Raw genomic sequence first — 16,038 nt, forward strand, 5'->3', positions numbered from 1 at the left:
AAACGCTTTCCCCATACTCGTTGGCCTGAGCCTCGTGATCGCTGCCGGATTTGCCGCCGCTTCGGCGCAGGATGCCGGGCCCGATCTTGACCTCGCTGAGATCCGCGCACGCGCGGCCGAACATGCCGCCGACGCCGAGGCTCTCGCCACATCGGTCAGGACAAAAGCGGATGCCCTCGCAGAAGACGCGCGCGCCGCTCAGCAAACGGCTTTCGACAATCGCGCAGCCTATGCCGAGACTGCGCAGGCGACCGCGAATGCCGGGCCGCTCGATCTCGATGGCATGATCCGCGCCCAGGCCGACGCGGAAGTGGCAGCGATGGGCGACACGCCCCGGTTCATCGCTTTTGCCTCATTGGCAATGCCCGAGCCCTCATTGAAGGCGCTGGTTCGCGATGTCTCAAGGGCCGGCGGCGTCACCGTACTGCGCGGTTTCCCGCAAGGCGACAGCTCGAGCTTCAAGAAACGCATCGCCGCCATCTGGAGCGATAGCGATGATGCCGGCGCGCTCGGGATCGACCCGCGCCTGTTCCGCGCCTTCGATATCAAGGTTGCCCCGAGCTTCGTGATGATCGCAAGCGATTTCAGCCCCTGCGACGGGTTCGACTGCAAAGACGTCTTGCCGCCGCACGACCGCATTGCCGGCAATATCAGCGTGGCCGAAGTGCTTGACACCTTCGCTTCGGGAGGCGGTCCGGGAGCGCAGCTCGCGCGCCTCCATTCCCGCAGGCTCGAAGGAGAACGGCCATGAGGCTCATACAATCGCTTCGCATAGGACTGCTCGGTCTTCTCGCCGTCGCCGCGCCCCTTTCCGCGCAGCAGCAGGACGCGCGTGCCGATGGCAAGGCCTTTGGCCAAAGCCTGCGCGGCGAAGCGCAAGAAGCTGCCAGATCGCAGCCCAATGCAGCAAACCTGCCCAATTACGACCGCGACGCCGTGCAAAACCTCGAATCGCTCGCCGGCGACCCCGACCGGATCGAGAGCAATGCGACAGCGGCAGCCTCCGGACACCAGGGCTATCGGGCAATGCGCGAAAGCGTGGCCAATCGCGCGCGCTTCGATCCAAGCGAGATCGAGGACGTCATCGCGCGCAGCCTCGCCATCAACGAGACCCCGCTCGACTATACCAGTGGCATGGATATCTCCGGCGGCCAGGGCAATTGTGTCCCGCTGCCGCCCGGCTCGAGCGCGGCGGGAACCTATACTGCGACCTGCAACACCGGCACGCGGATCGACCAGTCGGTGGGTCAGTGCGCGGTGCCGCTCGTTGCCAGCGTGACCCGGCGCCAGCAATGGCACTATCTCTGCAATGAGACGAGCACAGTCTATGGATATCCCTGGTGCTCGGCATTCGATGGAGGCTCGTGCCGGATCACGGGGTATCGGCCCGGCCCCTGCCTCCAGTGGCGGCAGGACCAGTTCTACAGATACTGCACCGAACCTGGCGACCCCATCGCCGAAATCACATGCGACACTCCAGATGCGCGCTACACGCCCTATGCGGTGACCACGGACAACTCGATCGATACCTTTTCCGACGAGAGCCAGTGCACCGGATTTGCCGATAATGGCGACTGTACGCTCGATACCGAGATCTGCACCGATGCCGATCCGCAGACACGGGTGATCGACGGTGTCTCGGTTACGCGGCCCTGCTGGGAATGGCAGCGTAGCTACACCTGCACATCGCGCGATGCGGCGACCGACTGTTCGGACATCGAAAGCCAGGGCACCTGCCGGTTCATCGGCGAGGAATGCCTCACCGACGAGACGCCCTGCGAGACCTGGGAGCGCATCTACGAATGTCCCCTGCCCGGTACGGACAGCTCCACCCAGTATGTCTGCGACGGCGATGTCTATTGCATCGATGGCAGCTGCGAGACGATCGAGCGCACCGCCAATGACGAGTTCAAGGATGCGGCGGTCGCATTGCACGCCATGGACGAGGCGCGCGGCCAGTTCGATCCGAACACGCTGACACTGTTCCGCGGCACGCGCAACACCTGCTCGTCCAAGGTCTTCGGCGTGCTCAACTGCTGCAAGGGTAAGGGTTTCCCGCTCATTCCGGGGATCAGCCTGCTGGTTGCGCTCGGCTGCGATCGCGAGGAAGTGCTACTCCACCAGCGCGATGCGCAGGGGCTGTGCGCCTATGTGGGGACCTATTGTTCGGACAAGTTCCTCGGCGTCTGCCTCACCAAGAAGAAGGTCTACTGCTGCTTCGAGAGCAAGCTGTCGCGGATCCTGCAGGAACAGGGCCGCAAGCAGCTCCCCAAGCCATGGGACAAGCCCAAAGAAGAACAATGTGAGGGGTTCACTCTCGACGAGTTTGCCCGGCTCGACCTCAGCCGGATGGATTTCAGCGAAGTCTATGCCGAGTTCACCGACGCGGCCCGACTTCCCGACGAACTCGAGACCTCCATCCTCATCCAGCAGAAGATCGAAGACTACTACGCAAGGGGCGGCCAATGACCCATCTGCATCACCTCACGGCGCTCGCGCTCGGCATCGCTGCCCTGCCCGCCACTCTGGCCCAGGCGCAGGAGCGGCGGGACACAAGATCGACCACCTCGGCAGACGCGCTCTACTGCGAAGAGCGCAGGCTCGGCTACTGGTTCTACTGCGTGAAGCCCGCTCCCATTGAAGAGCCACAACAGCCTGAAGCCGAGCAGGTCGCGGCAACGCAGGAACTCGACGCGATCACCTCCGAGCTTCGCGAACTCAAGGCGCGCGCGATCCTCTATCCGACCGAGGCCAATGTAGCGGCCTATATCCGCTTCCAGCGCGCGCAGCTCGACCGCGCCTCGCTGTTCTCCGATGTCTGGCAGCGGGCGATCTGGCAGGACCCGGACCTCGACTACACGCTTGAACGCCCCGTCGGAGCGGTCGCCAAGAAGCAGTGGCAGGATGCCCGCAGCGCGGAGCGCGATCACGTCATGGCAACGCTCTCGCAGCGCTACGGCCTTTTCTATTTCTTCAGTTCGACCTGCGGACCGTGCGAAGTGATGAGCCCGATCGTGAAGGGCGTCGCCGACCGCTGGCGGATCACCGTGCGCGCGATCTCCACCGATGGCGGTCCATCCCGGCATTTTCCCGACTATCGGGTCGAGACAAACCAGCGCGGCAAGCTTGGTCTCGAAGGCAAAGCCACCCCCGCTCTGGTGCTGTGGGACAGCGTGACCAAACGCCCGATCCCGATCGGTTACGGTGTGCTCTCGGCCGACGAACTCCAGGACCGCATCTACCTTCTCACCTCCAAGGAAGCAGGACATGATTACTAGCATCCGCAATGCGGCATTGACCCTCGCCGCCACCAGTTTGGTCGGCTCACCTGTCGCAGCGAATGTTGGCGACAGCATGGACCGCTTCATTGACGATATGGGCGCGGCGGCGAATGTCACCGGCCCGACCGCCTTCGAAGGTCAATCGGCGGGCTATTACAGCCTCGGCAATGTCTGGACACGCTTCCCGCAGAAGACCACCAATATCGCCAATCTCCAGCTGCCGCGCGCAAGGGCGGGCTGCGGCGGGATCGACATCTTTGCGGGGTCCTTTTCCTTCATCAATGCGAGCGAGATGGTCGCGCTCATGAAGGCGGTTGCTAACAACGCGGTCGGGTTCGCCTTCAGCCTGGCGATCGATACCGTCTGCCCCGAGTGCAACAAGATCATGCAGGAGTTCAGCCAAAAGGCTCAGCTCATGAACAATCTGTCGATCAACTCGTGTGAAATGGCGCAAGGGCTGGTCGGCGGCATCTGGCCCAAGGGCGATCTGGCCGACAAGGCAATCTGCGAGGCGATCGGCAATTCGGAAGGGATCTTCACGGATTACGCCGCAGCCAAGCATGGCTGCGGCACACGCGGACAACGCGCTTCAACCAACGACAGCGCCGGCACCGACTATGCTGACGTCAATCCCGGCGTCGCGCGCAACTACACCTGGCACGTCCTGAAAAAGAGCGCCTTCTTCAATCCCGGCGGCACTTTCGACCGCGAGCTTGCAGAATACGCCATGACGCTGATTGGCACGGTCATCTACGTGCCGCCCAAGGATGACGAGGCAGGCAAGTTCGTGCCGTTCTCGGGCGACGCGTCCTCGACGCTCGTAAGCGCGCTCCTAGACGGGACGCAGGGCCAGACCGTGCGCGTTTTTCGCTGCGACGAGACCGATCTTTGCCTCAATCCCACCTTCGAGCAGATGAGCCTATCGAATGCGAAGGCCATACGCCCACGTGTGGCGCTGCTTATCGGCAATATGGTTGATGCAATCCGCACCGACACCGCGATCGGCAATGCCGAAAAGGAACTGCTGCAGGTTGCCTCGGTGCCGCTCTACAAGATCCTTACCGTCCAGGCCGCCTATGGGCGCGGAATGCCGACCGACGACCGTGACACGCTCGCTGAGATCGCTAGCATCGACCTGCTCTATGCCATCCTCGACCGGATCGTCTCGGAAGCCGGTCGCTCGATGGCAAGCTTCATCGCCGCCGACGAAGCCAAGCTCGCAATCTGGCGTGGCCAGGTCGCCGAGGTGCGCTCTGGCCTCGTCCAGCGGCAGGCAACCGGACAGGCCAAGGTCTCCGCGATCATGCAGATCATCGAGAAGACCGCGATGATCGAGAACGCGCTTGCCGCCTCGATGTCGCCTTCGATGTCCGCCGCGCTCGACTGGTCGCGCGGACTCCAGTCGCGCTCGATCGTCCCCTGAGGCGGGCACCATGGTCGAGATCTTCACCACCGGCGGCGGCGAATACATCGTCAATGTCTTGAACGCCGTCGCCGCGTGGACCGGGGCCGGTGGCTACAAGAGCCTGATCCAGGTGGCATTGGTCATGGGGATGGCGCTTGCGGTCATTGTCGTCGCGTTCAACCAGGACTGGCGCGCCTGGCTCAACTGGTTCCTCGGCGCGACGCTCATCTACATGTGCCTGATGGTGCCGCGCATGGATGTGCAGGTCACCGACCGCGTCAATCCGAGCCTTGCACCGGCCACGGTCGCCAATGTCCCGCTGGGCCTAGCGCTCATGGCAAGCTTTACCAGCCAGGCGGGCGACTATCTAACCCGTTCCGCAGAGCTCGTCTTCGGCCTTCCCGACGATCTCAACTATTCGAAGAACGGCATGATTTATGGCGCTCGTCTGCTTGAGGCGACACGCTCGCTGCGCATTGCCGATCCGGAATTTGCCGCCAATTTCGATGAGCATATCCGGCAATGCGTGTTTTACGACCTGCTCCTAGGCCGCTACTCGATGAAAGAGCTGTCAGAGAGCAACGATATCTGGGCGACGATTGCGCCCGGCAGTGCCGCGCGTGCACAGCGCTTCGTAACCCGGCAGGCGGATGATAGCGTCACGGCCACGATCATCACCTGCCGCGAAGCATACACTGCGCTCTCCAGCCAATGGGCCGGGCTTATCGATGAGATGACGCAGGTCGCCGGGCGCCAGCTCTACCCCCGGGAGACCGAAGCGCTCGCGACGGCCAAGCTCATTGCCGACCTGCCGATTGCCTATCAGTACCTCACAGGAGTCTCGAAGGATGCAAGCAGCATCTTCCGCCAGGTTCTGACCATCAACGCCATGAACCAGGCGATGCATGGCTTCGCCGGAGCAAGCGGCGCATCGAGCGTCGATGTGTTCGCGCAGACCCGCGCCGATATCCAGACCGAACGGACCTATTCCTCGATCGCGCATAACGCGATGAAGTGGGTCCCGATCCTCAATGTCGTCCTGACGGTCGTATTCTACGCGCTCTTTCCGGTGCTCTTCCCGCTGTTCCTGATGCCCAAGACCGGACCGATCGCACTCAGAGGATACGTCACGGGCTTCTTCTATCTGGCAGCCTGGGGGCCGCTGTTCGTCATCCTGCACATGATCCTGATGCTCAAGGGCGCGAGCGATGTGGCGGCAGCGGGCGGCGCAACCGGTCTCAGCCTCGCGACCTTCTCCGGCATGACCGACGTCAACAACGATATCGGGATCCTGGCCGGTTATCTCGTTGCATCGATACCGTTCCTTGCAGGCGGCGTCGCCAGGGGCGCGCTCGCAATATCGGGCCAGGCAACGAGCTACCTCAATCCGAGCCAGAACGCGGCAGAAGAGGCGGCGCGCGAAGCGAGCACCGGCAATGTTTCGCTCGGCAATTCCAGCCTTGAGAACTCGAACGTGTTTTCGCGCCAGTTTGCGCAAGCCAGCCTCGCGCCCAACATTGGCTACGGCGCCGCGCAGACGCGAGCCACGGGCGAAAACGGCACCCAGACCACCGGCTTCGCTCAAGCCGAATTCGCCACCGTGCCGACCTCGAGCTATCCGTTTACCCCGACACTCGGGCAGGACTTCTCGAGCCGGCTTGCGACCATGGCTAGCCAGAGCCGCGGCCAGAGCGAGACATTCTCGAACCTTGCCCAGCAATCAACGAGTTCGGCTGTCACCCGCTTCAGCGAGTTGCGCGATGCCTACACCCGCTCGCGCTCGAACGAGAGCGTCAGTGGCACGTCAACGAGCGACAGCATCGGCAGCGCCTTCAGCGAAGTCGACAACGCCTCGAAGACACTCCAGCAGCAATTCGGGCTTTCGCGCCGCGCGGCCGATGACATCACCGTATCCTGGTTCTTGAACGGGGATGGCGCTCTAGGACTGAAGGGAGAAAAAGGCGCTGGCTCGGCGAGCATAGGTGTTAAGGGAGGACGCAACCAGAGCTGGACCGATAGCGATATCGGGATCGCTTCAGAAGACCGCTCGCGCATCATGGGAGCGCTGCGCCAGATCTCGGACAGCCGTAGCTGGTCGAGCACGCGCGAGGGCTTCTTGCGTGAGACAAGCTCAAGCTCCGAAGCGCTGGTGTCCAGCAGCTCGGCGGGGATCTCGACTTCGATCACCGAAGCGCAGAGCTACACACGCGAAGCGCGCCGCGCCGAAGAGATCGCCAGCCGGCTCGAGAACCAGGCAAGCTGGTACGAAAGTGCCAATGCCGCAGGCACTCTCAACCTCAGCCAGGCCTATCGCGAATGGGGCATGGCGGAGATCGAGGCTAACCGGGACTACTACGGCCCGGTCCGCTTTGACGACATCGACTTCCAGATGAGCGCGCGGGGCCAGCAGCTCCAGGCACGGTTCGTCGAAGGCTATGCGGACCGGCTCAACGACGAGATCTCGGGCGACCTGGTTTTGCCGGCCTCTGCGTCCATCGCTCGGCCCTCAGTGAGCAGCGCCGAGAGCGTCCGGGGATCAGTGCGGCTTAGCGGTGTGCCGGGAAGCCTGAACGCCCCGTCCAGCGAACGTGAAGACATCGCCCGCGATGTCGATCGGGTGCAGCAACAGGGAGATCGACGGATCGGGACCGTGAAAGGCTACCTCGATGGCAAGACCCGCGATGCGAAGGGAGCCTCTGCCGAAGCGGCGGACGATGTGAAGGAATGGTAGGATGCTAAAGGATGACGTCGTGCACAATTACGAACACGACAAAAGCTGCCAATGCAGCAAAAATCACAATCAACTTGAGCCGTCCCCAAGGGTCAGCCCAAGTCTTTTTCCAGGTGTAGGAAGTGAGACGATTCTCGGCGATGGCCCGGTCGACTTCACGAAGACCTTCCCAGTCCTGCTTGCCACCAGTGGGATTCTTGTCTGGATCGCTCATGGCTCATTCTCCTTCGGGGGTAAATCGGCCCTCTCCCCTCTAAATCATCTCAACGCATCGCTGAGAAAATAGCCAAGAAGCATCTCGAAAGCGAGAACGCTGTCTTGGCCTGCAGACCCGAAAATTCATTGCGTCGAAGATCGATCAGCTAAGCCAGGCCGGCGAGCTCGACGGGGCAAAACTCTGGCAGGATGTTGCAGGTCGCTATTATCAGCTTGGCGAGCGCACTCACCCTCACTCTTGATGCAGTCGGGATCGGTACTCTCAACCGACTGTAGATACGCTTCCAGCCGCTCGAGGGTTCTGCGGCGCGGCTTACGCCCTTGCCTGAGGTCGAGTACGAATCGAGGATCACCGACTGCCCGCCTACCGAAGCGTGTCGCCGAAATATGACGATCTTTCAGATACTTTTCGATCCGTTCCAGCAAGGTCATGACCCTTTCGCTCCGACTCGCAAATCCCTTGTGTTCTTGTTATGTTCTTAGTAGGTTCATATCGGCGAGTCTAGGAAAATTCCTACGATTGAGATTCGAAGGACAGACAGATGGAACACGTCAGGGAAGAACTCGACCGGTTGATCCTCAAGGGTGGATATGGCTACGCTTCGATATCGCGGCTGCTCGGCCGCAACCCCGCTTATGTACAACAATTCATCAAGCGCGGCTCTCCGAGAAAGCTCGATGACGAAGACCGAAAGACACTCGCCTGCTTCTTCGGCGTAGATGAGCAAGTGCTCGGCGGTCCCGCCAACCCGGTCAATGATGGCATGGTAGAGATACCGGTTCTCGATGTCGAAGCATCTGCCGGCTTTGGCGCGGTCGCGTCTAGTGAGACCGCACACACACGGTTCGGGTTCGATGAGCGGTGGCTGCGGCACCTGACCTCGGCCAAGAGCGCCAGCCTGTCGATCGTCGGCGTAAAGGGTGACTCGATGGAACCCACGCTCAGCGATGGTGACGAGGTCCTGGTCGACGCGTCAGACCATGGCTCACGATTGCGCGATGGAATCTACGTCCTGCGGGCTGATGATGCGTTGGTCGTGAAGCGTATCGCCATCAAGCCGGGTGGCCGCCAGATTACCATTGCCAGCGATAATCCTGCTTACCCGACCTGGCACGACATGGATCGGTCGGAGGTTCACGTGGTGGGCCGGGTTATCTGGTTTGGCCGAGCCTTGTAGCGGCAGGACTTGGGCCGCAAGCGGTTAATCCGGTTTCGAGAAAACTGACGCGATAGCGGTCATCGGTCAGAGAACTTTCCCCTTCAGCAATTCTAACCAAGCCAAGAAGATCCAGGTGGTCGGCTTGTCATACGGTCAAAACTGTCCTCCTCGGTGTCGCTTCCATGCCCGCTCCAGGATGGAGCAGGGCCGAGATGCAACAGTGTGTAGATCGTGTCATAGCGCTCCGAAACAAAAGTCTCTTCGATGCACGGCTCGTTTAGCCATCCAAGAGCATCATGCTCAGCTTTACCCTTGCCGTTTTCCAACAGATGCGGTTGAGCGGCCAATGACCTACTTGGCACCTCGACTGGCGGCATGTTCGCGGTCTTAATGTAGGCTCCGGTGCGCAGCGCCTTTGGGCTTGAACGCGCCCACAAGATGTAACCATCTCGTGACATCACGAGCAGGGTCCGACGCTCACTGAACTGCAACCAACGCAAGGTCGCTGCCGAAAGCGAGACCCCATAACGATCTGCGCATGCGCCGAGGTCTTCAAAGGCAGGCTTGCTCTTCGGTGGAAGCTGCCTTGCGAAGTCGTCACGGGGCATTAGCAAGCTTGCTGCAAATTCGTTCGCTTCGTGCTCGATCTGGCCATAGGTGCTATCCCATTTCGCCATATCCTCTGCGCTGCATTGCAGGCCATCGGGAAACTGGTGCCTATGGACGAGATAATGGCCAAACTCGTGGGCGAGGGTGAAGTTGATTCGACCCGGGGACTTGATCTCCGAATTGTAGATGATGCCCCAGCCCTTCTTGCCTGCCGGGGCCTTGTAGAGCCCGCCTTCAAAACGATCGAGGCTGGCACCCTTGATAAGCGTGACCGGGTCATTCGGGAAAACCTGATGCGAATAGTCCTTCGCTAGAGACTTCACATCTACAGGAAAGCGATCGCCACCGTCACGAGCATTGAGAAGCAGGGTCAGGTCGATGGCCCAGCGTTGCGGCGACTTACCGTCCATTATTCGCTATCGTCCCACATGTCAGCGATCTTGCGGATTTTTTCGCGCGTCTCAGCGGGCATATTTCTGTATTTTCTATAGAATTGCGCATCGACTGCATCAGCTTCAGTAACCTTGTTTTCGTCGTCGAGCAGATATTCGATTGTCACTCCCAGCTGTTCGGCAATCTTCGACAGCTTTTCGGCTGATGGTCGCGGTGGATTTTTGTTCTCCAGTTCCCATATATAGCTCTTGCTCGAGCCGGTTAGCTCCGCGAGCTTGTCAAGCGTCAGCTTCTTCTCTTTCCGCAGGTCGCGAATCTTATCGCCCAAGATGTTGACCACAAGCGGCCCTCCTCAAAAAATTCGGTGTAGGCGCACATTAACTTCTTGACTTCCGATTTTCAAGCGATAGATATGATTTCCGGAGTAGGCGTATTTTCTTTGCGCCGAAGATGTTAAATCGCGAGGGATCCGTCAATGAGCAAAGGTCCGAAGAGCCACCACGTGGTCCCAATCCGAGCGGGGGATGGGATGTAAAGAGGGGTGGCGCCAGCCGCGCCAGCACGCACCATGACACGAAACGCGAAGCGATTGACCGCGGCCGTGACATTAGCCGCAATCAGAACTCCGAATTTCGCATCCACAACCGGGATGGTAAGATTGCCCGTAGCGATAGCCACGGCAATGACCCCTGCCCACCGAAAGACAGGAAATAGCGACTGGAATAAAGCGCGAGGATGAAATCTGGTCGCTTGACCGGGTCATGGAGAAGGTTGAATGCCCAAAGTTACTTTCTTTCCAATCGGAAATGCCGATACCTGCCTCATCGAACTCGATAACGACCGTCGTACGCTCTTCGATTTCGCGGACATGCGCAATCCTGACGATAAAGACGACAAGCGCTGTGATCTTGAGGGAGAGATACGCGCCCGGCTCGATGGCGGCAACGAGATCGATGTGGTGGCTTTCACGCACCTCGACACGGATCACTGCAAACGCGCTAGCGAGGTCTTTTGGTTGAACCACGCGGAAAAGTACCAAGATGATGACCGTATCAAGATAAAGACGATGTGGGTCCCGGCAACGGCAATCCTTGAGGAGGGGGTCAAGGGCCAAGCACGAACGCTGCGCTCCGAGGCGCGGCACCGCTTCATCGAGGGCGAAGGCATACGAGTCTTTGGTCGTCCAGATGCGCTCAACGACTTCCTCAAGGAGCGTGGTATTGACCCCGCTAAGCGGCGTAACCTTATCAGCGACGCAGGCACTCTTGCCCCGGAGTTCAATCTTGCGGCTGACGGCATCGAATTCTTCGTACTGTCACCCTTCGCCGAGCATTGCGAGGATGACACCTACAAGCGCAACGACACCGCGATCTTTATGCAAGCGACCTTCGACGTCGACGAGCGCTTGACCCGGCTCCTGCTTTCGGCGGATGTTGGGCACGAGGTCATCGACGACATCATCCGGATCACGCGCAAGAAGAAGAATGACGATCGGCTGATCTGGGACATCAACAACGTCCCGCACCACACTAGTTACCTTTCGCTCGCTGCAGAGAAGGGCAAAGACGAAACTGAACCGGGCGAGCGTATCGCATGGCTCTATGAGGATCAGGGCACCAAAGGTGCGCTGCTGGTTTCGACTAGCTGCCCCATCCCTGGGAATGACGACAGCGATCAGCCTCCACATCGCCAAGCAGCGAACTACTACAAGCGGGTCGCCAAGGGGCACGACGGCGAATTTCTCGTCACCATGGATCATCCAAGCAGCACGAAGCCAAAGCCTCTCGAAATCGAGATCGGAAAGAAGGGCTTCAGCGTGACGAAGAGCGCGGGAGGTTCTGCCGCGCTGCTGACCGGTGCTGCGCCGCGGGCGGGCCGTGGCGGGCGCTGAGGCTGACACACCCCGATCGCAGCGAGCGCGGGATCTACTCTCTTATCTGACACAGGATTCGGTTCCTGCCTTTGCCAGGCTTCAGGGTAGCGACTTCAGTGGTGCGTTCGACCAAGTCGACCTGGTCGTGCAGCCCGAGCTGGTGCAGGATAAGGCTGTCGACATTAGGCACAAGGAGCCGGTGCGCCTCCTGTTCTGGCCCGACGATGAATACCCGCCGAGCGTCTTTTCCCGACGAGACAACTTTCCAATCGATAATGTCCATACCAACTTCGCGGCAACCGGCGATGGTCTTAGCCTCTGTATCTGGGAGGAGAACTGGGCCGATCTAAAGCGCGGGCTGACGGCGCAGGCACTCGTCGAACGCATCCGCGACTGGTTCGCGCGCACCGCACGCGGCGAGCTCCACCAAGAAGGCCAGTCGCTCGAACCACTGATCCCTTCAACGGCTAACACACTCATCCTGCCATCCGGGGTTCCACCCGAGAAGTGTTACGTCCAAAAGGCCATCGAGAGCGCCGGTCGCTATACACTCCTGCTTGGGGCTTCCGAGACCAGGGATACTGGCTTCGTTGAGTTCTCTCTGTTTCAGGAGACAGTCGAACCTCAGGTGCACGGCGCGCTCCACGCGCGGCCGACGACACTCGGCGAGCTCCGGGATCTTCTAGAGCCAATGGGCACAGATATCTCCAAAAAGCTCGGCGATTGGATAGTCGGGCGGATGGCCGGCAATGACGCGATGGCTGTCCTGCTAATCACCATCCCAAAAAAGAGCTCGGCTGAGGCTGAGGTCGAAGCGTTCGAGGTCATAGCCTTCTCGCCAAACGTAAGACTGCATGAGCTCAGCGTGCTGATTGGGCGAGCCGAACGCACTCCAGAAGGTGCATTGGGCGTCCTCCTGGGCGGTGCCGAACCCGATTTGTCAGCGATCAAACTCCATGGCTGGCGAGTCGTCAATCGCATCGATCGCAGCCTCGCGCGACTCTATTCAGGAAACGCCGCCGAACGCGATTTTAAGCTCGTGGGGATTGGTGCAGGCGCGATCGGCTCGCATGTCATGGCGAATACCACCCGGGCCGGGCTTGGTACTTGGACTGTCGTCGACGACGACGTGTTGCTGCCGCACAATCTCGTGCGGCAGGTCCAAACCAACGATATGATAGGCTGGCCGAAAGCAGAGACTCAGCGCGCTTTGCTCGATGCCATCCTCGACGAAGACGGCTGCAAAGCCATTATCGCAAACATACTCGATTCCGGCAACGAGCGCGCCGCCATCGATGAGGCGCTCGCAGAAGCCGACCTCACGGTCGATTTCAGCGCTTCTCCCGCAGCGCTTGGCTACCTTGCCGATGCCGAACCCGCAGCGCGGGTCGCCAGCCTCTTTTTCAATCCCGACGGATGCGACCTCGTGCTTCTCGCCGAGGACGGGAATCGCAGCGTACGTATCGACGAGATCGAAGCGCAGTATTTTCTCGCTGCGGGAACCTGTCGCCCCTTGATGAGACATCTCGGCAGTGCTCGTCTCGACATGCTGCGCTATGCGAATGCCTGCCAAGATCTCACTAGGCCCCTGCCTCCCTGGCAGGTTCAGACCCTAAGCGGGATTGCTGCCGGCCAACTGGCCACAATTCTGTCCGACGCCGATCGGTCGCGGCTCCACCTTTGGAGACTCAATCCGGAAAATGGGTTGGTCTTGCCTTTCAGTGTCACGGTGTCGCAGGTCTCGCGTCATGCGCTGGCGGACTTTCGGGTCTCGGTCTCTCAAAATGCGGTAGCAGCGATGCGAACGCTGAGAGAACGAGCGGCGCCGAACGAAACAGGCGGGGTTCTTCTCGGTTCCTTCGACCTCTCCCGCAGTGTGCTGCACGTCCTAGACGCGCTTCCCGCTCCGCCCGACAGTCGGCAGTCACCGACATACTTCGAGCGCGGCGCGAAGGATCTTAAGCCGCATGTCGATGCAATCCATCTACGCTCGGCAGGAACCATCCAATATGTCGGCGAATGGCATAGCCATCCAAAGGGCGTGAGCGCCCGACCGAGCGGCGATGACGAAGGAGTATTCGCTTATCTTCAAGCCCATATCGAGCCAACCGGTTCACCCTACGCCATGTTCATATGCGGTGAAGTCGATACTTGGTTCAGGGTTGGCTGGTCGGGCTGCATAAGCGGCGAAGGGACTATCGACCATGCCGCAGGCTGATCCGACCGTTGGGACCCGGCCGGACATCGGCCTTGCGCTGTCAGGCGGTGGATCCCGGGCAATGGCGTTCCATCTTGGGTGCCTGCGCGCCCTTCATGACGAAGGCTTGCTAGACCAAGTCGCTACGATTTCAGCGGTGTCGGGCGGCAGCGTCCTCGCCGCCCTCTACTGCCAAACGCCGGGGGATTTCGCAACCTTCGAAGTGAAGACTCAACAGCTACTTAAGCGTGGATTCTTGCGCCCAGCCATTTTGCAGGCGGTGTCATCTTTCGAGGGATTGAAGGCGCTCGCGAATTTTGCAGCGGTTGGCACTGATCGTCTGCTGGCATTCGTTGTGTGTCGCGTGCTTGGAGGTCTCCGGCTTCGCAAGCGGTTCAAAAGCAGTTGGTTGGCGCAATCTTCGATCCGCCGGAGCGCCAGCCGCACGACAATTTTGCGGAAGGTGTTCAGCCAGGTTTTCGCTCATCAGACTTTGCCGAGCCTGCGGAAGGATCGACCGAAGCTCATCATCGTCGCTTGCGAGCTTCAGACCAAATCGGCGTTCTACTTCGCGGCCGATGCCGTCGGATCGTGGCACTTCGGCTCTGCAGCGCCCGAAGACATGGAGATCGCGCACGCGGTCTCAGCGTCGGCCGCCTATCCGGCGGCGCTACCGCCGCTAGACGAAGTGCTCACGTTCACCAAGAACGATGTCGCCGAATGCCACCGAGTGATCCTCACGGACGGGGGCGTGTATGACAACCTCGCCCTCGCGCCGCTTTGGCCCGGGCGAGACCCAACCATCAGTCTTCACGTCGCGGACTATCCGCGCATTATCGCGTGCCGCGCTGGGTATGGGCTCAAACACGCCGCGCGCCCTGCATTTATGGTCTCAAGGCTAAAAGCCGCTTTCGAAAGTGTTCATGCACGCGCTCAGAACTTCGCCATGAACCGGCTCTATGATCTCCAGCGTGGAGGGGAAATCGAGACATTCCTTCTCCCCTATATCGATCAGAAGGACAGCCTGCTCACTCACGCCCCGGCCGATCTCGTCACCGCGGAGGACGTTGCAGATTATCCGACCGACTTTTCAGCCATGCCCGAGGAATGGATCGACCGTCTCTCCAAACGCGGTGAACAAGTAACCCGGGCACTGGTCAAGCAATACTGGTCGTCGCGCGAACAGGCAGTCGGCGATCCCGTCAGGAACAGCAGCGGTGGCGACCCTTGAAATCTTCAACGTCGCGCATGGCCAATGTTCGTTGATCTCAAGCGACTCCGGCGCGCACATGTTGATCGACTGTGGGCACAATGGAGGTACGGGTTGGCGACCTTCTGAAATGTTGGCTCGTCGTGGAGTCCGTTGGCTCGACGAACTTGTAATTACCAACTGCGACGAAGACCATGCTAGCGATTTACCTCGGCTGCTGGAGACCGTCGACATTGGCTGCCTCACCCGCAACCCAACAGTCTCGGGCAACGAACTCTACCGATTAAAGGCATCTGGGGGCATGGGCGCCGGCATCGCATCGCTCGTCGACATGACAATGCATTTCAACCAGCCAGCGGGTTCACTTGCCGCCTTCGATGGGATGACATGCAGGATATTCTGGAACAGTTATCCTTACGATTTCGAAGACGAGAACAACCTCAGCCTGGTGCTGGTGATGCGCTGGCCGGGCCGGCTAGGCATACCGGGCTTCTCGATATTGTACGGCGGTGACATGGAGAGGGAAGGTTGGCTGCGCCTTCTTGATCGATCTGACTTTCGCCGAGAAATGCACGACATTAACGTCTTTGTGGCGTCGCACCACGGTCGCTACAATGGGTACTGTCCCGAGTTGTTCGAATGGACCGGTCTACAACCAGACATCTTTGTGGTCTCGGACTGCGGTATCCAGCACGCAACGCAAGAAACCATCGCGCTATATCGGCACCGTGCACGCGGCATCGAACACAACGGGACGCTGCGCCGCGTCATCACCACTCGACGAGATGGCTGGATACGCTTTCATATTTACGACGGACGAGCGCGCCTGCTGACCTCGAGCACATAGCGGCATGCTCTCAGCGGCAGCTTTTGGGACCCGATGCGCTCAAGCAGAACGGCAGAAAATGGGGCGCATTGCCGCCGTTGGCGCTCCTGACTGATCGGCAGGCCTCTGGGCGAAAG

The 16,038-nt window shown here is 60.1% G+C and carries 15 protein-coding genes; 12 read left to right on the plus strand and 3 right to left on the minus strand.

What is annotated here, in order from left to right:
* The first annotated feature begins 283 nt into the window (after nt 1–283).
* From trbC to G5C33_RS14750, 5 genes are read left to right on the plus strand one after another with little or no spacing between them, the layout of a single operon-like run.
* Complete coding sequence (gene trbC, locus G5C33_RS19375; RefSeq protein WP_228275085.1) at nt 284–751, plus strand: type-F conjugative transfer system pilin assembly protein TrbC; 468 nt, start codon at nt 284–286, stop codon at nt 749–751.
* Entirely contained in the window at nt 748–2,469 is a 1,722-nt protein-coding gene (locus tag G5C33_RS14735) for a conjugal transfer protein TraN (protein ID WP_066769742.1), read from the plus strand. Before trbC ends, G5C33_RS14735 begins: the two co-directional genes overlap by 4 nt.
* Nucleotides 2,466–3,278, plus strand: coding sequence for a conjugal transfer protein TraF (locus G5C33_RS14740; protein WP_066769740.1), 813 nt, complete (start codon nt 2,466–2,468; stop codon nt 3,276–3,278). Before G5C33_RS14735 ends, G5C33_RS14740 begins: the two co-directional genes overlap by 4 nt.
* On the plus strand, nt 3,268–4,704 hold the full coding sequence (locus G5C33_RS14745) for a conjugal transfer protein TraH (protein WP_066769738.1): 1,437 nt from the start codon (nt 3,268–3,270) through the stop codon (nt 4,702–4,704). The genes G5C33_RS14740 and G5C33_RS14745 overlap by 11 nt, the downstream gene beginning before the upstream one ends.
* A 10-nt stretch (nt 4,705–4,714) precedes the next feature.
* Nucleotides 4,715–7,417, plus strand: coding sequence for a conjugal transfer protein TraG N-terminal domain-containing protein (locus G5C33_RS14750; RefSeq protein ID WP_066769736.1), 2,703 nt, complete (start codon nt 4,715–4,717; stop codon nt 7,415–7,417).
* Between the two features lie 4 nt (nt 7,418–7,421).
* Here G5C33_RS14750 and G5C33_RS14755 read toward each other — a convergent pair whose 3' ends face one another.
* A complete protein-coding gene (locus G5C33_RS14755; RefSeq protein ID WP_066769723.1) occupies nt 7,422–7,631 on the minus strand; it encodes a hypothetical protein in 210 nt (69 codons plus the stop codon).
* 109 nt (nt 7,632–7,740) lie between these two features.
* Between G5C33_RS14755 and G5C33_RS19545 the strand changes: the two genes are divergently transcribed.
* Together G5C33_RS19545 and G5C33_RS14760 are read left to right on the plus strand one after the other, a co-directional pair.
* Nucleotides 7,741–7,875, plus strand: coding sequence for a DUF6961 family protein (locus G5C33_RS19545; protein WP_373288791.1), 135 nt, complete (start codon nt 7,741–7,743; stop codon nt 7,873–7,875).
* A gap of 300 nt (nt 7,876–8,175) precedes the next feature.
* Nucleotides 8,176–8,811 carry a S24 family peptidase gene (locus G5C33_RS14760; RefSeq protein WP_066769721.1) on the plus strand — a complete coding sequence of 212 codons (636 nt, stop codon included), beginning with the start codon at nt 8,176–8,178 and terminating at the stop codon, nt 8,809–8,811.
* A 92-nt stretch (nt 8,812–8,903) separates the two neighbouring features.
* Here G5C33_RS14760 and G5C33_RS14765 read toward each other — a convergent pair whose 3' ends face one another.
* Nucleotides 8,904–9,812 (minus strand): ImmA/IrrE family metallo-endopeptidase, encoded by a 909-nt coding sequence (locus G5C33_RS14765; protein WP_165327864.1) that lies wholly within the window; start codon nt 9,810–9,812, stop codon nt 8,904–8,906.
* A complete protein-coding gene (locus tag G5C33_RS14770; RefSeq protein ID WP_066769717.1) occupies nt 9,812–10,135 on the minus strand; it encodes a helix-turn-helix domain-containing protein in 324 nt (107 codons plus the stop codon). Before G5C33_RS14770 ends, G5C33_RS14765 begins: the two co-directional genes overlap by 1 nt.
* A gap of 110 nt (nt 10,136–10,245) precedes the next feature.
* Between G5C33_RS14770 and G5C33_RS14775 the strand changes: the two genes are divergently transcribed.
* The 5 genes from G5C33_RS14775 to G5C33_RS14795 all read left to right on the plus strand — a co-directional run bounded on the left by G5C33_RS14775 (nt 10,246) and on the right by G5C33_RS14795 (nt 15,922).
* Nucleotides 10,246–10,509 (plus strand): DUF2188 domain-containing protein, encoded by a 264-nt coding sequence (locus tag G5C33_RS14775; protein WP_165327865.1) that lies wholly within the window; start codon nt 10,246–10,248, stop codon nt 10,507–10,509.
* Between the two features lie 61 nt (nt 10,510–10,570).
* Nucleotides 10,571–11,686 (plus strand): ComEC/Rec2 family competence protein, encoded by a 1,116-nt coding sequence (locus tag G5C33_RS14780; RefSeq protein ID WP_066769709.1) that lies wholly within the window; start codon nt 10,571–10,573, stop codon nt 11,684–11,686.
* Nucleotides 11,673–13,886: a Mov34/MPN/PAD-1 family protein gene (locus tag G5C33_RS14785; protein WP_165327866.1), complete on the plus strand. Its 2,214-nt coding sequence runs from the start codon at nt 11,673–11,675 to the stop codon at nt 13,884–13,886. Before G5C33_RS14780 ends, G5C33_RS14785 begins: the two co-directional genes overlap by 14 nt.
* Nucleotides 13,873–15,096: a patatin-like phospholipase family protein gene (locus G5C33_RS14790; protein WP_165327867.1), complete on the plus strand. Its 1,224-nt coding sequence runs from the start codon at nt 13,873–13,875 to the stop codon at nt 15,094–15,096. Before G5C33_RS14785 ends, G5C33_RS14790 begins: the two co-directional genes overlap by 14 nt.
* Nucleotides 15,083–15,922, plus strand: coding sequence for a ComEC/Rec2 family competence protein (locus tag G5C33_RS14795; protein ID WP_066777529.1), 840 nt, complete (start codon nt 15,083–15,085; stop codon nt 15,920–15,922). Before G5C33_RS14790 ends, G5C33_RS14795 begins: the two co-directional genes overlap by 14 nt.
* The last annotated feature ends 116 nt before the right edge of the window (nt 15,923–16,038 follow it).

Origin of the sequence: Sphingosinithalassobacter tenebrarum (assembly GCF_011057975.1) — a bacterium.
Taxonomy (GTDB): domain Bacteria; phylum Pseudomonadota; class Alphaproteobacteria; order Sphingomonadales; family Sphingomonadaceae; genus Sphingomonas; species Sphingomonas tenebrarum.

Excerpts from the sequence above, each read along its gene's own strand:
- G5C33_RS14780 (WP_066769709.1), top strand. The coding sequence starts at position 10,571 with ATGCCCAAAGTTACTTTCTTTCCAATCGGAAATGCCGATACCTGCCTC.
- G5C33_RS14760 (WP_066769721.1), top strand. The coding sequence starts at position 8,176 with ATGGAACACGTCAGGGAAGAACTCGACCGGTTGATCCTCAAGGGTGGA.
- G5C33_RS14745 (WP_066769738.1), top strand. The coding sequence starts at position 3,268 with ATGATTACTAGCATCCGCAATGCGGCATTGACCCTCGCCGCCACCAGT.
- G5C33_RS14790 (WP_165327867.1), top strand. The coding sequence starts at position 13,873 with ATGCCGCAGGCTGATCCGACCGTTGGGACCCGGCCGGACATCGGCCTT.
- G5C33_RS14755 (WP_066769723.1), bottom strand. The coding sequence starts at position 7,631 with ATGAGCGATCCAGACAAGAATCCCACTGGTGGCAAGCAGGACTGGGAA.
- G5C33_RS14735 (WP_066769742.1), top strand. The coding sequence starts at position 748 with ATGAGGCTCATACAATCGCTTCGCATAGGACTGCTCGGTCTTCTCGCC.
- G5C33_RS14765 (WP_165327864.1), bottom strand. The coding sequence starts at position 9,812 with ATGGACGGTAAGTCGCCGCAACGCTGGGCCATCGACCTGACCCTGCTT.
- G5C33_RS14775 (WP_165327865.1), top strand. The coding sequence starts at position 10,246 with ATGTTAAATCGCGAGGGATCCGTCAATGAGCAAAGGTCCGAAGAGCCA.
- G5C33_RS14750 (WP_066769736.1), top strand. The coding sequence starts at position 4,715 with ATGGTCGAGATCTTCACCACCGGCGGCGGCGAATACATCGTCAATGTC.
- trbC (WP_228275085.1), top strand. The coding sequence starts at position 284 with ATGATCCGCGCCCAGGCCGACGCGGAAGTGGCAGCGATGGGCGACACG.
- G5C33_RS14740 (WP_066769740.1), top strand. The coding sequence starts at position 2,466 with ATGACCCATCTGCATCACCTCACGGCGCTCGCGCTCGGCATCGCTGCC.